A 19,397-nucleotide genomic window follows, 5' to 3' on the forward strand; every position below is an offset into this window, starting at 1 on the left:
TTTGTTAGTCGATTCGGCAGCGGCCTTTGAGTCTGAGATCGACTTTGATAGAGATTCTGAAGCAAGCTTTGATTCTGAGTCAGCAATTGATTGTGAAGCAGAAGCTGACTTGTTTGCAGAGTCATTTCCGGCTAGTGAATCGGCCTTTGACTGAGAAGCTGAAGTTGAAACTTCGGCACTTGCAGAATTTGAAGCAGCGTCGGCACCGGATAGCGAGTCAGATGCTGACTTGTTTGTTGATTCGGCAGCGGCCCTTGAATCAGAGATTGACTTTGAAACTGATTCAGAAGCGGCCTTCGATTCTGAGTCAGCAGCTGATTGCGATTCGGATGTTGACTTAGTTGCAGAGTCATTTCCGGCTAGTGAATCGGCCTTTGACTGAGAAGCTGAAGTTGAAACTTCGGCACTTGCACTGTTTGAAGCAGCGTCGGCACTTGAAAGTGATTCTGATGCCAATTTGTTAGTCGATTCGGCAGCGGACTTTGAATCTACAACGGACTTTGAGGTTGATTCTGAAGCGGCCTTCGATTCTAAGTCTGCAGTCGATTGCGATTCAGATGCTGACTTCGTTGCAGAGTCATTTCCAGCGAGCGAATCTGCTTTTGATTGTGAGGCCGAAGTTGAAACTTCAGTACTTGCAGAGTTTGAAGCAGCGTCAGCACTTGAAAGTGATTCTGACGCGGACTTGTTACTTGATTCGGCAGCAGCCTTTGAGTCTGAAATTGACTTTGAAACTGATTCAGAAGCCACCTTCGATTCAGAGTCTGCGGTTGACTGTGAAGCTGAAGCTGACTTGTTGGTTGAGTCATTGCCCGCTAATGAGTCGGCCTTTGATTGTGAAGCTGAAGTTGAAGCATTCGTTGATGATGCATCTTCATTTGACAAACTCTGAGAAACTGACTTGGCAGTTGAAGCGTTAGCTGATTGCGAATCAGCGATCGCCTTTGAGGTTGAGGCAGAAGCGACCTTTGACAATGAATCAACGATTGAAAGTGATTCGGAAGCAGAGGCATTCGTTGAAGTGTTTCCAGCTAGCGAATCCGCAATTGATTGTGATGTTGATGTTGAAACCGCAGAACTAGCAGAGTCGTCCGTTGACTGGCTGTCTGAAGCGGAACTAATCGTTGAAGCTGCGGCTGACTTTGAGTCGGCAACCTGCTTTGAATTTGATTCTGAGGCAGCCTTCGAAGCTGAATCAGCAGCAGACTGAGATTCTGAGTTTGACTTTGCAGTTGAGGCTGCAGCTGACTTTGATTCAGCACGGGTCTTTGAGGTTGAAGCAGAGGCTTCGTCGCTGGCAGAATCCACGGCTGATTGGCTATCGGATGCCGAACTAGCAGTCGATGCAGCTGCAGATTGTGAGTCAGCAATTGCCTTTGAAGCTGAATCTGATGCAATTGTGCTTTCAGAATCTTCCGCTGATTCGCTTTCTGAAGCCGATTTAGCGGTTGACGCGGCAGCTGATTTTGATTCAGCAACCTGCTTTGAAGTCGATTCAGATGCTGAATCGCTATCGGAATCAACAGTTGAAAGCGATTCTGAGTTTGACTTGTTCGTTGAGGTGGCAGCCGATTGACTGTCTGCAACAGACTTTGAAGCTGATTCACTGTCAGCCTTCGAACTTGAAAGGCTCGCTGAAAGAGACTCTGAAGCTTGCTTACTTTCGGAGTCAGATTTTACAGATGAAAGGCTGGTAGATGTTGATGCAGCGGCACTATCGGCCTTTGAATCTGAGTCGCTGGCGACAGTCGACGCTGAAGTACTGTCTGAAGCAGATTTTGAGCCAGAACCACTCTTGGAACTATCTGCACTTGCGACCGTACTATTTGAGGCTGAAGTGCTGTCAGACTGCTCCGTTGAAAGGGAGTTGCTGGTTGAATCGGCAGCTAGCTTACTTTCAGATTCGAACTTTGAGAGTGATTCAGAGGCAGATTGAGAATCACTTGCGGCCTTTGACGTGGAGTCATTTTGGGATGCAAGATCAGCATTTGACTTTGATTCAGAAGAAACCTTGCTGCTGTCAGTTGATGCAGAGTCGTTCTTTGAAGTTTCAGCGCTAGTTGATGCTGAGGTGCTCTGCGTCTTTGAACCACGACGAGAGTTCAAGCCACTAAGTTGTTCTGAAACAGCAATGCTGGTTGAGGCCGTGCGGCTGACCGTGTCAGAAAGGGTGTTAGAACGCGATCCATCCCCACTAGTTGCGTTTGAGCTGCTGTTGCTTTTTGAAGAAGCATCGTTTGCCAAAGAAGCTGAAACCGATTGGCTGCTTGAAATTGAAGCAGAGTTTTCGGCTACAGCGGCCTCAGAATCGGCCTTTGATTGACTATCCGCTTTAGAAGCAGCATCAGACTGTGACTGTTGTTGTGATGCACTGTCTGAATCGGCTTGCGCTTGTGATTGTGAAGCAGACGCAGCGTTGGCCTTGCTCTGACTTTGCGAGCCCGATTGTCGCGTTGAGCTGTTGCCAGACATGCTGTCAGAAAGCGAACCAACATTACTTGTTACGACTGAGTTTTGCGTACTTAATGAAAGTGCAGTACTGCCACCAATCGTGATTGCAGAACTGTCAGTGGGACAGTCGTCATCATCGCCAAGCTTGTATGAAAGCGCAGTGCTTTCGCTGCCTTGGTCCATGTTGGCGTTAACAACGGCCGATTGATCAGCGGACTTTTGGCTGTCTTGTACCGCCGTTTGAGATTCGGACTGTGAGTTAGCAGCCGAATTAGCCGTAGCAGTGTCATCGGCGTGTGCTTGGGCCTGTTGACCCATCGCCATTGCGACGGCAGTGGTGATTCCAGCTACCATCCACTGCTTACCAGCTTTGTACATCTTAAAATTCAGTTTGGATTTTTGTTCCATCGTGGCTCTCCCCTTTTACTTTTTCTGAATCAAGAGACTTTGAAACAAGATTTTTACAAAATTGTAATATTCTTGTAATAAAGAAAAACAATAGGTTCATTATGCCATGGTTTTTATACAAAAGCTAGTGAATTCTATCGGCAGATAACAAAAAATAGACCCATCTTTCGATGAGTCTATTTCCCGTATTTATGGGACATTTAGAGCTTAAATTAGAAACCCTAACTGTACTTTTAAGGTTACTTTGGAACGTTGATGGTTTCGCCGTTGTCTTTGTTGGTGAATGAGCTTACATCGAAGTTTCCCCTGAAGTGGAATACGGCATCATGAGCAGCAACAAAGGAAATATCCTTTGTGAAGTCCTCCTTTGATAGCGTAACCGACAATGTATTGTCAAAGATACTCATACCATCCCCGTCTTGACCATTCAATTCGATATCAGTAGTACGAGTTCTGATGTTATAGATACCTGAATTCTTAAAGTAGAAGGTTACCTTAACTTGATCACCACTAACATCTGCATCCACTTCATCGAATGCATCTTGATAGTCAGTCGAGTCATCATTTGTCGTTGTAATGGTATAGGCCAACTTATAGGTTCCGTCAGGCATATTATCCCAAGCAGCTAATGACTCGGAGGTTGATTTAGAAGCAGATTCTGAATCACTCACAGAGGTTGAAGTTGATTCCGAAGTTGATTTTGAGATTGATGAACTCGTGGATTCTGAAGTCGACTTCGAACTTGATGCTGATTCAGAGGTCGACTTTGAGGTTGACGTTGAAGCACTCTTAACCGTCGAAGCAGACGTTGAAGTTGCTGCTGAATTGCTGTCCGAAATAGAATCTGATCTCGACTTTACCGTTGAGGTGCTCTTTGAAACCGAAGCCGAAGTAGAAATTGATTCTGATGCTGACTTGGATTCGGAAGCACTCTTCGAAGTTGAGGTACTTTCACTTACTGACTTCGATTCTGTTGAGGCAGAGTCGGAGGCTGACTTGCTGTCGGATGTTGATTCAGATGCAGACTTTGATTCTGAAGTGCTCTTTGAAGTTGAGGTTGAATCGGAAACCGACTTGGATTCAGATGCGCTCTTCGAAGTTGAGGTGCTTTCGCTCGCTGACTTTGATTCAGTTGAAGCGGAATCAGAAACTGACTTGCTGTCTGATGTTGATTCAGATGCGCTCTTTGACGTTGAAGTTGAATCTGAAACCGACTTTGATTCTGAAGAACTCTTTGATGTTGAGGTTGAATCCGAAACTGACTTGGAATCTGAAGCGCTCTTCGAGATTGAAGTACTTTCGCTTACGCTCTTTGATTCGGTCGAAGCAGAATCGGAAGCTGATTTGCTATCTGACGTTGATTCAGAAGCAGATTTCGATTCAGACGCACTCTTTGAAGTTGAAGTGCTTTCACTTGCTGACTTGGATTCCGTTGAAGCGGAATCAGAGGCGGATTTACTGTCAGATGTTGATTCGGAAGCCGACTTAGACTCAGAAGTGCTCTTCGAAGTTGAAGCACTTTCACTTACGGACTTGGATTCCGTTGAGGCGGAATCAGAAGCTGATTTGCTATCCGATGTTGATTCAGATGCAGACTTTGACTCTGAAGCACTCTTTGATGTTGAAGTGGATTCGCTCACTGACTTCGATTCGGTTGAAGCAGAATCGGAAACTGATTTGCTATCTGACGTTGATTCAGATGCAGACTTTGACTCAGAAGTGCTCTTTGACGTTGAGGTCGAATATGAAACCGACTTTGATTCAGAGGCACCCTTCGAGGTTGAGGTACTTTCGCTTGCAGACTTGGATTCCGTTGAAGCTGAATCAGAGGCAGATTTACTGTCAGATGTTGATTCAGAGGCGGACTTTGACTCTGAAGTACTCTTTGAGGTTGAGGTCGAATCTGAAACCGACTTTGAATCTGATGCACTTTTCGAAGTCGAAGTGCTCTCGCTGGCCGACTTCGATTCAGTTGAAGCGGAGTCAGAGGCTGACTTGCTGTCTGATGTTGATTCAGAAGCTGACTTTGATTCTGAAGAACTCTTTGATGTTGAGGTTGAATCCGAAACTGACTTGGAATCTGAGGCGCTCTTTGATGTTGAAGTACTTTCGCTTGCACTCTTTGATTCGGTCGAAGCAGAATCGGAAGCTGACTTGCTATCTGACGTTGATTCGGAAGCCGACTTGGACTTAGAAGCGCTCTCCGACGTTGAGGTAGATTCGCTAGCAGATTTCGATTCAAAAGCACTCTTCGAGGTCGAAGCACTTTCGCTTACAGATTTAGACTCAGTTGAAGCTGAATTAGAGGCTGACTTGCTATCTGAAACTGAATCAGAAGCTGACTTCGACTCTGACGAACTCTTTGAGGTTGAAGTTGAATCTGAAACCGACTTGGACTCAGAGGCGCTCTTCGAGGTTGAAGTGCTTTCGCTTGCCGACTTGGATTCGGTCGAGGCTGAATCAGAGGCTGACTTGCTATCTGACGTTGATTCTGAAGCAGATTTCGATTCAGACGCACTCTTCGAAGTTGAGGTGCTTTCGCTTGCCGACTTGGATTCTGTTGAAGCGGAGTCAGAGGCTGACTTGCTGCCTGATGTTGATTCAGAAGCTGACTTTGATTCAGATGCGCTCTTTGACGTTGAAGTACTATCGCTTACAGATTTCGATTCAGACGTACTCTTCGAAGTTGAAGTGCTTTCACTTGCTGACTTCGATTCCGTTGAAGCGGAGTCAGAAGTTGATTTGCTATCTGAGACTGAATCAGAAGCTGACTTTGATTCTGAAGAACTCTTTGACGTTGAGGTTGAATCCGAAACTGACTTTGAATCTGAGGTGCTCTTTGATGTTGATTCGGAAGCTGACTTCGACTCAGAAACGCTCTTCGAGGTTGAAATTGAATCTGAAGCCGACTTAGAATCCGAGACCGACTTAGAATCCGAGACACTCTTTGAGGTTGAAGTGCTTTCACTTGCTGACTTAGATTCGGTTGAAGCTGAATCGGAGACTGACTTGCTGTCTGATGTTGATTCTGAAGCAGATTTCGCTTCAGATGCACTCTTCGAGGTCGAAGTAGAATCAGAAACTGATTTGCTATCTGAGATTGATTCAGATGCTGACTTTGACTCAGATGCGCTCTTCGAGGTTGAAGTGCTTTCGCTTGCCGACTTTGATTCGGTTGAAGCAGAATCAGAAACTGACTTGCTATCTGACGTTGATTCAGAGGCTGACTTTGACTCGGAAGCACTCTTCGAAAATGATGTTGATTCGGAAACGGACTTAGAATCTGAAGCACTCTTTGAGGCTGAAGTGCTTTCGCTTGCCGACTTTGACTCAGTTGAAGCTGAATCAGAAGCCGACTTGCTATCTGATGTTGATTCAGATGCGGACTTCGATTCTGAAGTGCTCTTTGAAGTTGAAGCACTTTCACTTACTGACTTCGATTCTCTTGAGGCAGAGTCGGAAACCGACTTACTGTCCGAAACTGAATCAGATGCAGACTTGGATTCTGATGTGCTCTTCGAAGTTGATGTTGAATCTGAAACCGACTTGGAATCTGATGCACTTTTCGAAGTCGAAGTACTTTCGCTTGCGCTCTTTGATTCGGTTGAAGCAGAGTCAGAAGCTGATTTGCTATCCGATGTTGATTCAGATGCAGACTTTGACTCTGACGAACTCTTTGAGGTTGAGGTTGAAGTTGAATCTGAAACCGACTTTGAATCGGATGCGCTCTTCGAAGTTGAAGTACTTTCGCTCACTGACTTAGACTCAGTTGATGCTGAATCAGAGGCTGATTTGCTATCTGATGTTGAATCAGATGCAGATTTCGATTCTGAAGCACTCTTCGAAGTTGATGTTGAATCTGAAACTGACTTTGATTCGGTCGACGCTGAATCAGAAACCGACTTACTCTCTGAAATTGAATCAGATACAGACTCCGATTCCGAAGTGCTCTTCGAAGTCGAAGCACTCTCGCTTACGCTCTTTGATTCGGTCGAAGCAGAATCGGAAGCTGATTGGCTATCCGATGTTGATTCAGAGGCGGACTTCGACTCTGAAGCGCTCTTTGAGGTTGATGCACTCTCGCTTACAGACTTTGATTCTGTTGAAGCTGAATCAGAAGCTGACTTGCTATCTGATGTTGATTCAGAAACAGATCTTGACTCAGAGGCGCTCTTTGATGTCGAGGCACTTTCACTAGCAGATTTTGATTCGGTTGAGGCGGAGTCAGAAACTGACTTGGAATCTGATGAACTTTTCGAAATCGAGGCACTTTCGCTCGCTGACTTGGATTCGGTCGAAGCAGAATCGGAAACTGACTTACTATCTGAAACTGAATCAGATGCTGACTTAGATTCGGAAGTGCTCTTCGAAGTCGAGGCACTTTCGCTCGCTGACTTCGATTCGGTTGAAGCAGAATCAGAGACTGATTTGCTATCCGATGTTGAATCTGAAACCGACTTGGATTCAGATGCACTCTTCGAGGTCGAAGCACTTTCACTTGCGGATTTTGATTCTGTCGAAGCTGAATCAGATACTGACTTACTCTCTGAAATTGAATCAGATACAGACTTCGACACTGAAGTGCTCTTTGAAGTTGACGCACTTTCACTGGCCGACTTTGATCCAGTTGAGGCGGAATCGGAAACTGACTTTCTATCTGACGTTGAGTCTGACACGGACTTTGACTCAGAAGTACTCTTCGAAATCGAGGCACTTTCGCTCGCTGACTTGCTATCCGATGTTGATTCAGAGACTGACTTTGACTCTGAAGTACTCTTTGAGGTTGAAGTACTCTCGCTTACAGACTTTGATTCTGTTGAAGTTGAAGCAGACTTCGATTCACTTGCGGCCTTCGAAATTGATTCTGAAGTTGAACTGGACTTTGATTCACTCGTCGATTCATTGTCAGACTTGCTTGCATCTTTCGAAACCGAATTACTGATTGAATTGATCTGGCTCGCAGCCTTTGATGCTGAGTCAGACTGTGAATCAACGTTTGAATTATGAGTCGAATCGGAAATACTTTCCGAGTTGACTTTGCTATTTTCTGTGGAAAGCGAAGTACTCTTGGAAAGATTAGCACTGGCTGAAGAGCTCGTTGAAGTCGATTGACTTGTGGAGCTTAAACCAGAAGCCTTACGGGAATTAACCCCACTTAAAGCTTGCGAAACCTTGTTACTCAAGGACTTTGTTCGACTAGCTACGCCGGAAATATCATTTGACCGTGAGTTAACCCCACTGGCAAAACCAGATTGGCTGGCACTTTGCGAAGTAACCGCACTAGCTGACTTCGAAAACTGTGAGTTCTCCGAATTGTTTTTTGAAGCAGATGCTGAAGTTGACTGACTAACGGAAACTGAAAGTGAGTTTGACTTCAAGTTTGCAGCAGACTTACTCTCCGACTCCGACTTACTATCGGATGCGCTGTCTGACGCACTGGTAGAATCAACCTTGCTGTTATCCGAAGAAAACTTCTGACTTTCTGACTTCGTTTTGCTTGCGTCAGTCGAAAGACTCACACTGTCACTGGCGCAGTCAGACTGGCTGGTCGAACTAACGTCACTACTATATGAAGAAAACTTCTGGCTTTCAGAATTAACTTTGCTTGCATCCGTTGATAAACTGGCACTTTCACTGACACAGTTTTCAGAATTAGCCTGGTCATCCCCGACCTGATTTTGACCGGCAATACTTGTGCTCGTCGCATCAATATCCATGTCTGCTGCAGCTGCTGCCTTCTCATCAGCGCTGCTTTGACCGTTTACATTAACAGATTGCGATTCGGTTGGTGTGGTACTAGTCGTCGTGGATTGATTGTCGGCATGTGCTTGTCCTTGCTGACCCAAAGCGACGGCGAAAATAGTTGTCATTCCGGCAACCATCCAGCGTTTCCCAGCCTTATACATTTTAAAATTTGTTTTGGACTGTTTTTCCATCGACTGTTCCTCTCTCTAAAAAACGGGTCGAATTCTGGGAGTTATAATACGAATTCAGGCTCATTGTCATGGTTAATCCCATTATGGCACTCTAAAGATTGTAATGTCAATTAAATTTAATGAATTCTTAATAAAAAAAGGACCCGTCCGAGACGAGTCCTTTTTAGTGCTTAAATTACATTTTAGCTTCCAAATCAACATTGGGATACTTGTCCTTAAACCAGTTCAAAGCGAACTTGTTTTCAAACAAGAAGACCGGTTGGTCATAGCGATCACGTACCAAGAGGTTACGTGATGAAGCCATCTTTTCGTCAAGCTGGTCAGGCTTAATCCAACGAGCAACCTTTGAACCGATTGGCTCAAATTGGATTTCGACGTTATATTCGTTTTCCATTCGGAACTTGAATACTTCGAACTGCAATTGTCCGACGGCTCCAAGAATGTATTCGTTACCGGTCCATGACTTATAAAGCTGGATGGTACCTTCCTGAACCAGTTGGGTGATTCCCTTGTGGTAGGACTTTTGCTTCATGACATCCTTGGCGATAACCTTGTTGAAGTATTCCGGCGTAAAGGTTGGCAAATCCGGATATTGCACGCTCTTCTTACCAGAGAAAATCGTATCCCCAATCTGGAAATTACCAGTATCGTAAACACCGATGATGTCGCCCGGCACAGCTGTTTGCACGTTTTCACGTTCTTCAGCCATGAACTGGGTCACGTTGGACAAGCGCATTTTTTTATCAGTACGCTGCAAGGTGACGTCCATGCCGCGTTCGAACTCACCAGAAACGATACGAACGAAGGCAATGCGATCACGGTGACGAGGATCCATGTTGGCCTGAATTTTAAAGACGAAACCAGTAAACTGCTTGTCGTCCGGTTCAATAACTCGGTCATCAACCGTCTTCATTGGCATTGGCGCTGGCGCATACTTCAAGTATTCGCGCAAGAACTCGGTCACACCGAAGTTGGCCAAGGCAGATCCGAAGAAGACAGGCGTTAACTTTCCGTGAGCAATCGCATCTTCATCAAATTCGTTTCCGGCATCTTTGAGAAGTTCGATTTCGTCCATTCCCTCTTCCATGACCTCGGGCTGGTCCGTGGCGTTCTTGAATGGGTCGAGCTTGTCCGTTTGCAAGTCGTAAATCCCCTGCAAAATCTGACCAGAACCAATTGGCCAGTTCATTGGGTAGGCTTGAATGCCCAAAACCGTTTCGATTTCATCGACCAAGTCCAATGGGGAACGAGCATCACGATCAATCTTGTTAAAGAAGGTAAAGATTGGAATCCCACGCTGCGAAACAATTTCGAAAAGCTTCTTCGTTTGGGGCTCAATACCCTTGGCGGCATCGACAACCATGACAACTGAATCGACGGCCATCAGAGTTCGGTAGGTATCTTCAGAGAAATCTTCGTGCCCTGGCGTATCCAAAATGTTGATGCGCTTGCCTTCATAATCAAACTGCAAAACAGATGAAGTAACCGAAATTCCACGCTGCTGCTCAATGGCCATCCAATCGGATGAGGCCATCTTCTTGGCGCCACGCCCCTTAACAGTACCCGCTTCACGAATAACTCCTCCATGAAGCAAGAGTTGCTCGGTCAAAGTCGTTTTACCAGCATCGGGGTGAGAAATGATGGCAAATGTGCGCCGCTTTTTTAGTTCTTCTTGAAAGTTTTCCATAGTGAGTTTATTTTACATTAAAAAAGCCCTAACCGCTAGGGTTAGAGCTAATTGAGCTTTAAATTTAAGCTTGTGAACGGTAGGCCTCTGCCTCAGCTGGCGTGGCCAGAACGGAGTGTCCCGGCTCGATTTCAACCATTCGGCGGACCTGTCCGTCCGTTTCAGCGCTAGGATCGTAGTCCACGATCTTTTGCTGACGTTCAGCAATCGGATCAGGAACCGGAATGGCTGACAAAAGCGACTTAGTATAAGGATGCAGCGGGTGGTTATAAACCTGATCGGCCGTTCCCAACTCCAAGAGCTTACCCCAGTGCAAAACACCGATTCGATCTGAGATGTACTTAACCATCGACAAATCGTGGGCGATGAAAAGATAAGTCAACGAGTGCTTCTTTTGCAAATCCTTCATTAAATTAACAACTTGGGCTTGCACCGAAACATCCAAGGCTGAAATGGGTTCATCAGCGATGATGAACTTTGGGTCAACGGCCAAGGCTCGGGCAATTCCAATCCGCTGCCGTTGCCCACCAGAAAATTCGTGGGGATAACGCGTGGCGTGGTCCGGGTTCAAACCAACAAGATCCAACAACTCCAAAACGCGGGCATGGCGTTCTTCCTTGTTTTTGACCATGTGATGGATGTCCAGACCTTCGGCGATGATATCTTCGACCTTCATTCGGCCGTTCAAAGAGGCCTGCGGATCCTGGAAAATCATCTGAGAATCCTTGCGGAAGTCCGCCAACTGGCCGCCCTTCATTTTACGAACGTCTTTGCCATCAAAATCAATCTCACCATCGCTGGCATCGTAGAGCTTCAAGATGGTGCGACCTAGCGTGGTTTTACCCGAACCAGATTCACCCACCAAACCAAAGACTTCCCCTTCCTTGATATCGAAGGTGATGTTGTCCAAGGCTTTGACTTCCTTATCCTTACCAGGGTTAAAAGTCAGCGATAAATTTTTAATTTGAACAAGATTCTTATCACTCATCTTAACCCTCCTGTGCCTGCAATTTTTGCCAGCGGGCCCAACGTTCTACGATAGGGGCTGGTGGTTCCACCTTGGGCGCGCGCTCATCAAGCAACCAGGTGGCTGCATAATGACTATCGGACACCTTAAAGAATGGCGGTTGCTTTTCGTGGTCGATGGCTAGGCCATAGCGGTTACGATTGGCAAAAGCATCCCCCTTCGGCGGCTGCAAAAGATCAGGTGGCGTTCCCGGAATCGAATGCAATTGGCCGCGTTCCGTGTCGGTTGTTGGCATCGAATCCAACAAGCCCCAGGTATAAGGATGCCGCGGATTGTAGAAAATTTCATCCGCTTTACCATATTCGACAATTTTTCCGGCATACATGACGGCAACTCGGTCGGCAACACCCGCCACAACCCCCAAATCGTGGGTGATGAAGATAATCGAAGTATTGTCCTTTCGCTGCTGTTCCTTCATCATCTTCAAAATCTGAGCTTGAATAGTAACGTCCAGCGCAGTCGTTGGTTCGTCAGCAATCAAAATTTCAGGGTCAGCGGCCAAGGCAATGGCGATAACAGCACGCTGACGCATTCCACCAGACCATTGGTGTGGATAATCCTTAACGTGGGCTTCCGCATTTGGAATCCCGACACCCTTCATCAAGTCCAAAACCTGCTTTTGTACGGCGGCCTTACTCAACTTTTGGTGCTTCAAAATCGGTTCGGCAATCTGCTTGCCAATCGTCATCGTGGGGTCCAAAGCCGTCATTGGATCCTGGAAAACCATGGCAATTTCATTACCACGAACCTTTTCCCAGTCCTTTTCCTTAAAGTCCAACATGTTTTGGCCCTTAAAGATCAATTGGCTAGAATCCGGGATAATGGCGTTTTCGGCATTCAAACCCAAAAGGGTCTTAGTCGTTACCGACTTTCCAGAACCTGACTCACCCACAATGGCCAGGGTTTCACCCGGCTGCAAATCAAAAGAAATGTCACGGATGGCCTTTACCGTGCCGGCATAGGTGTTAAAGTTTACTTTTAAATTTTTTACTTCAAGAATTGGCGCAGTCATAAGCTACCTCTATTATTCATCCGCAGCCTTAGGGTCAAAGGCATCGCGCAAACCATCGCCCAAAAGGATGAAGGCGAGCGATACCAAGATCAAAATCGCAGCTGGAATCAAAATCTGATATGGATAGTATTCCAACATGTTCTGAGCATCGGCAATCAAAGATCCCAGCGAAGCTGTCGGTGCCTTAACCCCCAAGTTAATCGCTGACAAAACCGCTTCGAACATGATAGCTGCAGGAATGGTCATCATGATTTGCACGATAATGGTTCCAGCCATGTTGGGAATCAAGTGCTTGATGGCAATCTTGCTTGGGCGCTCACCCAAAGTCAAAGCTGCCAAAATATAATCACGTTCCTTCAAGGTCAGCGTCATGTTACGAACCTGCCGGGCCATGTTAACCCAGTTGGTCAAAGCAATCGCCAAGATGATGGCGGTAATTCCGGATCCTAACAAAAGAGCCAGCATGGTCACGACAACCAGGTTTGGAATTGACGAAATCACTTCGATGATTCGCTGCATAACCGTGTCGAGCCAACCGCCCTTCCAGCCCGCAACCAAACCGTAGGTAACCCCAATCAGCAAGTCAATCGCCGTTGCCGAGATGGCAACCAACAAAGAAATTCGCAGTCCAACCACCACACGTTTTGCCAATGAACGGCCTAACGTATCAGTTCCGAAAAGGAAATGTTCTTTAATGTGATTAGTCTTGTAAAAATCAACCTTCTTGTCGCTGCCGAGCTCCTTGCTGTAACCGTTCCAGCCGGGAATTGGCAAACCAGAATTAGGTGGCAAATTCTTGTAACGGTTAACTTGGTTGGTATCGAACTGGTTGGCTTGATTTTGACTAACAAAGGCCGTCGAAATCAAAGCGAAGAGCAAAACCGCAATCAGGAAGAAAAGCGAGAAGACGGCCAATTTATTTTGCCGCAATCGGCGCCAAACGCTCTGCCAAAAGGACAGGGTTGGCTTCAAAATGGTCTGTGCAGCCGCTTTATTTTTAATGCCAACTAGGGCAAATTCAGCTTGATTATCCATCTTCCCCTCCTATTGCAAGCGGACGCGAGGGTCCACCAGGGCAGTCAAAACATCAGTAATTAAAATCATCACCATCAGCATCAAAGCATAGACGATGGTCGTTCCCATGATAACGGGATAGTCCTTGGTTGGAATCGAGGAAACGAACTGCTGTCCGATTCCAGGAATCGAGAAGATACTTTCCACCAAAGTCGATCCAGTCAAGAGTTGAGCGGCCAAAGGGCCAATCAAGGTCAAAACTGGGATCATTGAGTTACGGTAAGCGTGATGGTCCACAATTTCCGTTTCACTCAAACCCTTGGCCCGGGCTAACAAAATGTAGTCGGACTGCAAGGATTCAATCATTTCGGAACGGACAAAGCGGGTTGTAACCGCTGCCGGACCAACGGCCAACGCAATGGTTGGCAAGATGGTTTCAGAGAAGGTATCTCCCCAGCCAGCAACCGGCATCAACTGCCACTTATATCCGAAGACGTAAAGCAAGAAGATGGCCAAAATGAAGGATGGTGTTGAAATCCCAAGTGAGGAAAGAATTCCAAGGAAACCATCAGCCTTTTGGTTGTGATGGCGGGCTGAAACAGCTCCCATCCAAATTCCTGCCAAAACTCCAACAACCAAGGCCTGCAAGCCCAGCTGAGCTGAAACCGGCAAACGTTGCGCAATCAAGGTTGAAACGGCTTGGTTTTGGTACTGGTAGGAAGTTCCAAAGTTGCCTTGCAAAGCATTCCAGAGATAGTGGAAGTACTGCTCCCAAAGAGGCTGATTCAAACCGTAAGTCTGCTTCAATTGAGCAATGGCCTGTGGCGTCAACTTGGGATTGTTAAAGGGCGTCCCCGGCATGACTTGCATCATGAAGAAGGTTGCCGTCACCACGACCCAGAGGGTAAAGATCAGGATTAAAACTCGTTTTAAAATGTATTTTGCCATGAATTTTCCTCCTACTTACCCGTCCGGTAGGCGTGGGTAACGTCAATTGGGATTCCAGTTGCGTTGATGATGACACCCTTCACGTTCTTACGGTTCAAAGCATAACCTGGCCAGAAGGCAATTGGGTTAATGTTGGCCTGATCCTTCAAAGCAGCTTCGGCTGTTTTAAAGTCGTTCACGCGAGCTTCAGGATTGTTGGCATCCGTTGTATCGGACTTTTCAATCGCATCAATATAAGTTTGGTTCTTAAAGCGACCGTTGTTCTGGCCGGTATCGACACCCTTGAACAAATCATAGAAGGTTGAACCATCGGGATAGTCACCGGTCCAGTTGTTCAAAACGATGTCGAAGTTTCCGGCAGCTTGATCTTGAATACGTTGCTTGAAAGGCACAATTTTTTCAGTAACCTGAATGCCCTTCAAGTTCGATTCCCAAGACTGCTTCAAATAATCAACCATGTTCTTGGAAATTGGGTTATCAGCATCTGTCAAAAGCGTAACCTTCATCTGCTTTTGGCCAAGTTCTTGCATTCCTTCAGCAAAAAGCTTCTTGGCTTGATCAGCATCGTATTCATAGTGAGGATTGACATACTTCGCCAAATCCTCACCCGACGGTGTCTTCATCAAACCAGTTGGAGCATAGCCAGTTGCGACCTTACGAGCACCACCAGAGGCTTGGTCAACCATGACCTGACGGTTGGTCGAGAGATTCAAAGCTTGACGAATCTTGGTGTTTGAAAGGAACTTGTTAGCTCCGGACTGGTTGTATTCCAAATAGGTCGTTGCGGCCATTGGTGAGTTTGAAACGTCTTTATCTTTACTATTGGACTTATAAATTTCTGGAGAAGTATAAATCTGAGCACGATCAACCACGCCACGCTTGTAGAGCTGAACAATGGTTTCAGGCTTGTTAACGACCTGCCACTTGATGGTTTCGGTCTTCACGTTTTTAGCATCCCAGTAGTAAGGATTCTTAACCATCTTGAAGCGGTTGTTGGTTCCGTTCCAACCTTCGAACTTGTAAGCCCCAGAATAAATCTGCGTATCTGAAGTCGTACCGTACTTGCTGCCCTGCTTGTTAACAAAGGATTCCTTTTGTGGCATGAAAGTACCAAATGTCAAAAGGTCCTTGAACTGTGGCATTGGATGTTCCAACTTGAAGGTAATCGTGTCACCATCAACAGAAACGCCGAGTGACTTGACCGGCTTCTTACCCGCCACAATGTCATCGGCATTCTTTACACCGGAAGTAAGGTAGGCATACTGTGAAGCCGTCTTTGGATCAACAACACGACGCCAACTGTAAAGAAAATCTTGGGCCGTCAACTTAGAACCATCCGACCAACGCAAGTTAGGTCGAAGCTTGGCCGTGTAGGTCAAACCATCGGCAGAAACATCAACACTCTTCGCCAGTTCAGGTTCCGGCTCGCCCTTTGCGTTCATCCGCAACAGGTTTGCTTCCGTGTTTCCCATAATTGACATGGAGTACTGATCCGTCGCCTTCGACATATCCATCGTCTGGATATCAGCGCCCAGGGCGTAACTTAAAGTATTGGGGTCATTGGCTGTGGTCTTACCCCACCAGCCGCAAGCCTTACCAATTGTGAAAATTGCACCCGCACTGATAATTACAATTGCTATCTTTTTCCATCTCGCCATAATGCGGCCCCTTGTTTTTAATGTTGAATTAACTTTATCACTCTAGTTTTTAATATTCAAATATTTTTCTCATATTAATCTGAAAAGCTTATCTATGTAAGCCTTTTCTTAATAAAAAAGCCGACAAAACGTCAGCTTTTTTAAATATTTAGACCTCTAATTGATGCCAATCCAAACCAGGAATTCCCTTGAACCACTTTTCAATCAAACGGTTGTATGTACCATTTTTCTTCAAAGTGTCCAAAGCTTCGTTGGTTTGCTTGACCATCTTAGGTTGATTATGATCGAAGGCGATTCCGTACGGTCCGTGCGTGAAGGTTGGCCCCGTGATGACATATCCAGGGTTTTCCTTGGCCAAACCATACAAGATGGCATTATCCGTCGACAAGGCTTGTCCCTGGCCGGCCTTCAAAGCCTGCATAGCAGAAGCGTAGTCCTGCAAGGCCACAACCTTAGCCTTTGGCGCAAATTTCTTGACTTCGTTAGCGGCCGTCGTTCCAACAACGACCAAAACGGTGTAGCGAGGCGAATTCATGTCTTCAATTCGCGTAATCCCACTGTTTTTAGCTACCAAGAGTGATTGCCCAGCGTCAAAATAAGGCTGAGTAAAATCGACAATCTTAGCACGTTCAGGCGTGATCGTCATAACGGCGATACTGCCGTCAATATTGGTGTTCTTCAACTGCTGAATCTTTGATGCCGTGGCAATGGGCTTGATTTCAGCAGTCAAATTCTTGCCAGTCTGGCGACCAATTTGCTTGGTCAAAGCCTTAGCCATATCAATGTCAAAACCTTCCGGTTCACCCGTTTTCGTGTTCATCAAACCGAACAACTTGGTGTCCGACTTAACGCCCCAAACGATTTTACCGCGGGATTCAACACGAGCAAGCGTGTCTTGGTGCTTTGAATTTTGCGTAACGGCAAAGGACATCCAGCTAATCGCGCCGATTAACAATAGTAAGGTCACAACGGCGGCAATTAAACCAAAACGCTTTTTCTTTTTTGCTTCCATACTCTCCCTCTCCCGACCGATTGAAAAATCAATCAGCACATAAAATGATTGTTTCTTCTATATAAAATTAGGCCAAACGACGGTCAAACCAGTCAGCCAACTTGGACAAACCATAGTTCAAGAGGAAGTAAACAACCGTTAGCAAAGCCAAAATTGGCAAAATATAATTTGAGTTCTGGGCATAAATCGTCTGCCCACGATAAGTCATTTCGGCCAAAACGATTCCAGAAGCCAAACTCGTATCCTTAACCAAAGAAATCAACTGTGAAATGATTGGCGGAATCATCTTCTTGTAAGCCTGCGGCAAGATGACGTAGCGCATGGCCTGGCCATCGGTCAAACCATTCGTCCGGGCCCCTTCGTACTGGCCATGATCAACGGCAGCAAGACCACCGCGGACAATTTCAGCCAGCATGGCCGACTCAAAGACGGACATGGCGATAACCGTTGCCCAGAAAACAGAGAAGTGCAAGCCAATACTTGGCAAAGCAAAGTAGGTAAAGAAGATAATCAACAAGAGCGGCAAGTTGCGCACGATGTTGTTGATGGTGCCGACAAAGCTTGAAAAATAAGGGTACTTTTCAAATTCGATGATCCCGATAATTGAACCACCAATCATCGAGAAGATGATGGAGACCAGGGAAACTCCGACGGTGATGCCAATTCCCCAGGCAAAGTAGCCCATGTTCGCACTAGAAAATACTGAAGTAGACGTTAGTGTTAGCATTTTTTAGGCCCCCTTTCCTAGACGTTCTTCCAAGTACTGCATGCTGTATGACAGCGGCAGTGTGATGACAAGGTAGAAGGCCCCGACAATTAAGTAAGATGTCAATGTTTCGTATGAGTTGGCAGCGACCAAGTTTCCTTGGTACATCAAATCCAAACCACCAACGAAGGCCAAGATTGAAGAGTTCTTAACCAAGTTGATGAACTGGTTGCCCAAAGCCGGCAAAGAAACCTTAAAGGCTTGGGGCAAAATGATGTAACGCATCGCCTGAACGTAGGTCAAACCATTGGCCCGCGCCCCTTCGTACTGACCCGAATCAATGGACTGGATTCCCGCACGAACCGCCTCGGCAATAAAGGCTGAAGTGTAAAGGGTCAAGCCAAGGCTACCGGCAGCAAAACCGTTCATCGGAATGATTTTGGCCAAAACCAAGTACATAAAAAGGACGATAACAAGCAGGGGCACGTTCCGGAAAAACTGGACGTAAGCATTTCCCACTTGGCGCAACCATTTAATCGGTTGAACCTGAAAGAGCGCGAAAAGCGTTCCCAAGATTAGGGCTCCCACCAAGGCAATAATGGAGGCTAACAAGGTATAGCCAAAGCCTTGGATGAAGGAAGACCAGTATGTTTGTAGTAAGTTCATTCCTTAACCTCCAATTGATGCCAGTCGACACCAGGAATATTCTGGAACCACTTTTTAATCAAGCGGTTGTAGGTGCCATCAGCTTTGATTCGATCCAAAGCATTGTTCGTTGCCTTAACCATGGCCTTTTGGTCCTTAGAAAAAGCAATTCCATAGGACGCTTGGCTATAGTTGCCGCCCACCAGGTGATAGCCAGGATTTTCAGCAGCCAAACCAAAGAGAATGGCATTATCGGTCGAAACTGCCTGACCCTGCCCGGCCTTCAAAGCTTGCATGGCAGAAGCATAATCCTGCAAAGCAACGATTTTAGCCTTGGGTGCCAACTGCTTAATTTGTTGGGCCGCCGTTGTTCCAACTACGGCTAAGACCGTTTTCTTAGGTGAATTCAAATCCTGTAGGGAATGAATCCCACTGTTTTGCGCAACCAAGAGTGATTGACCCGCCGAAAAATAAGATTGACTGAAATCAACCACCTTGGCACGTTCAGGCGTAATGGTCATGGTCGAAATGGTGGCATCAATGTTAGTACTTTTAAGCAATTGAATTCGGGAAGCAGTTGCCGTTGGCATAATCTTCGCCTTCAGCTGCTTACCCTTTTCACGGCCAATTTCTTTTGTAACCGCACGGGCCAAGTCCACATCAAACCCTTCGGGTTCGCCTTCTTTAGTATCCATCAAGCCGAAAAGCTTGGTGTCACTCTTAACGCCCCAGGTGATGGTACCCGACTTTAGAACGCGGTCCAAAGTATCTTGGTGGCGCTGATTTTGTTGCACTCGGAAAAGGGCCCAGGCAGTGAACAAGACCAACACGAGGGCCAAGGTCAAAGCCGCCCAAATTCCAAAGCGCCTCTTTTTTATCTGTTCCATGTGTGC

The 19,397-nt window shown here is 46.2% G+C and carries 13 protein-coding genes and 1 pseudogene; 1 reads left to right on the forward strand and 13 read right to left on the reverse strand.

All coding sequences use genetic code 11. The features are described 5' to 3' along the window. The coding region (locus ABSY64_RS06850) for a KxYKxGKxW signal peptide domain-containing protein (RefSeq protein WP_349642343.1) at positions 1–2,859 on the reverse strand (2,859 nt) is incomplete at its 3' end. Positions 2,860–3,098: 239 nt separating this feature from the next. After that, positions 3,099–3,470 carry a hypothetical protein gene (locus tag ABSY64_RS06855; RefSeq protein WP_349642344.1) on the reverse strand — a complete coding sequence of 124 codons (372 nt, stop codon included), beginning with the start codon at positions 3,468–3,470 and terminating at the stop codon, positions 3,099–3,101. A 106-nt stretch (positions 3,471–3,576) separates the two neighbouring features. Between ABSY64_RS06855 and ABSY64_RS06860 the strand changes: the two genes are divergently transcribed. Continuing rightward, a complete protein-coding gene (locus ABSY64_RS06860; RefSeq protein WP_349642345.1) occupies positions 3,577–7,866 on the forward strand; it encodes a hypothetical protein in 4,290 nt (1,429 codons plus the stop codon). A gap of 818 nt (positions 7,867–8,684) precedes the next feature. Here the strand turns inward: ABSY64_RS06860 and ABSY64_RS07620 are convergent. From ABSY64_RS07620 to ABSY64_RS06910, 11 genes and pseudogenes are all read right to left on the reverse strand, one after another. Then, positions 8,685–8,795 (reverse strand): annotated as a pseudogene (locus ABSY64_RS07620) (KxYKxGKxW signal peptide domain-containing protein); the annotation flags it as partial. A gap of 175 nt (positions 8,796–8,970) precedes the next feature. Further along, on the reverse strand, positions 8,971–10,482 hold the full coding sequence (locus tag ABSY64_RS06865; RefSeq protein ID WP_349642346.1) for a peptide chain release factor 3: 1,512 nt from the start codon (positions 10,480–10,482) through the stop codon (positions 8,971–8,973). Between the two features lie 64 nt (positions 10,483–10,546). Continuing rightward, positions 10,547–11,470, reverse strand: coding sequence for an ABC transporter ATP-binding protein (locus ABSY64_RS06870; RefSeq protein ID WP_349642347.1), 924 nt, complete (start codon positions 11,468–11,470; stop codon positions 10,547–10,549). Position 11,471: 1 nt separating this feature from the next. Next, on the reverse strand, positions 11,472–12,521 hold the full coding sequence (locus ABSY64_RS06875; protein WP_349642348.1) for an ABC transporter ATP-binding protein: 1,050 nt from the start codon (positions 12,519–12,521) through the stop codon (positions 11,472–11,474). 12 nt (positions 12,522–12,533) lie between these two features. Beyond that, the gene (locus ABSY64_RS06880) at positions 12,534–13,556 is read right to left on the reverse strand and encodes an ABC transporter permease (RefSeq protein ID WP_349642349.1); all 1,023 of its coding nucleotides are present in this window, start codon (positions 13,554–13,556) and stop codon (positions 12,534–12,536) included. A gap of 9 nt (positions 13,557–13,565) precedes the next feature. Then, positions 13,566–14,483 carry an ABC transporter permease gene (locus ABSY64_RS06885; protein ID WP_349642350.1) on the reverse strand — a complete coding sequence of 306 codons (918 nt, stop codon included), beginning with the start codon at positions 14,481–14,483 and terminating at the stop codon, positions 13,566–13,568. An 11-nt stretch (positions 14,484–14,494) separates the two neighbouring features. Further along, positions 14,495–16,141 carry a peptide ABC transporter substrate-binding protein gene (locus ABSY64_RS06890; protein WP_349642351.1) on the reverse strand — a complete coding sequence of 549 codons (1,647 nt, stop codon included), beginning with the start codon at positions 16,139–16,141 and terminating at the stop codon, positions 14,495–14,497. Between the two features lie 148 nt (positions 16,142–16,289). Then, complete coding sequence (locus ABSY64_RS06895; protein WP_349642352.1) at positions 16,290–17,153, reverse strand: transporter substrate-binding domain-containing protein; 864 nt, start codon at positions 17,151–17,153, stop codon at positions 16,290–16,292. Positions 17,154–17,220: 67 nt separating this feature from the next. Beyond that, entirely contained in the window at positions 17,221–17,880 is a 660-nt protein-coding gene (locus tag ABSY64_RS06900; RefSeq protein ID WP_349642353.1) for an amino acid ABC transporter permease, read from the reverse strand. A gap of 3 nt (positions 17,881–17,883) precedes the next feature. Then, a complete protein-coding gene (locus ABSY64_RS06905) occupies positions 17,884–18,525 on the reverse strand; it encodes an amino acid ABC transporter permease (protein WP_349642354.1) in 642 nt (213 codons plus the stop codon). Further along, positions 18,522–19,391, reverse strand: coding sequence for a transporter substrate-binding domain-containing protein (locus ABSY64_RS06910; RefSeq protein ID WP_349642355.1), 870 nt, complete (start codon positions 19,389–19,391; stop codon positions 18,522–18,524). The genes ABSY64_RS06905 and ABSY64_RS06910 overlap by 4 nt, the downstream gene beginning before the upstream one ends. Between the last annotated feature and the right edge of the window lie 6 nt (positions 19,392–19,397).

The sequence above is a fragment of the Eupransor demetentiae genome (assembly GCF_963930865.1).
Classification (GTDB): Bacteria; Bacillota; Bacilli; order Lactobacillales; family Lactobacillaceae; genus Eupransor; species Eupransor demetentiae.

Excerpts from the sequence above, each read along its gene's own strand:
- ABSY64_RS06855 (WP_349642344.1), bottom strand. The coding sequence starts at position 3,470 with ATGCCTGACGGAACCTATAAGTTGGCCTATACCATTACAACGACAAAT.
- ABSY64_RS06865 (WP_349642346.1), bottom strand. The coding sequence starts at position 10,482 with ATGGAAAACTTTCAAGAAGAACTAAAAAAGCGGCGCACATTTGCCATC.
- ABSY64_RS06870 (WP_349642347.1), bottom strand. The coding sequence starts at position 11,470 with ATGAGTGATAAGAATCTTGTTCAAATTAAAAATTTATCGCTGACTTTT.
- ABSY64_RS06875 (WP_349642348.1), bottom strand. The coding sequence starts at position 12,521 with ATGACTGCGCCAATTCTTGAAGTAAAAAATTTAAAAGTAAACTTTAAC.
- ABSY64_RS06880 (WP_349642349.1), bottom strand. The coding sequence starts at position 13,556 with ATGGATAATCAAGCTGAATTTGCCCTAGTTGGCATTAAAAATAAAGCG.
- ABSY64_RS06885 (WP_349642350.1), bottom strand. The coding sequence starts at position 14,483 with ATGGCAAAATACATTTTAAAACGAGTTTTAATCCTGATCTTTACCCTC.
- ABSY64_RS06890 (WP_349642351.1), bottom strand. The coding sequence starts at position 16,141 with ATGGCGAGATGGAAAAAGATAGCAATTGTAATTATCAGTGCGGGTGCA.
- ABSY64_RS06895 (WP_349642352.1), bottom strand. The coding sequence starts at position 17,153 with ATGGAAGCAAAAAAGAAAAAGCGTTTTGGTTTAATTGCCGCCGTTGTG.
- ABSY64_RS06900 (WP_349642353.1), bottom strand. The coding sequence starts at position 17,880 with ATGCTAACACTAACGTCTACTTCAGTATTTTCTAGTGCGAACATGGGC.
- ABSY64_RS06905 (WP_349642354.1), bottom strand. The coding sequence starts at position 18,525 with ATGAACTTACTACAAACATACTGGTCTTCCTTCATCCAAGGCTTTGGC.
- ABSY64_RS06910 (WP_349642355.1), bottom strand. The coding sequence starts at position 19,391 with ATGGAACAGATAAAAAAGAGGCGCTTTGGAATTTGGGCGGCTTTGACC.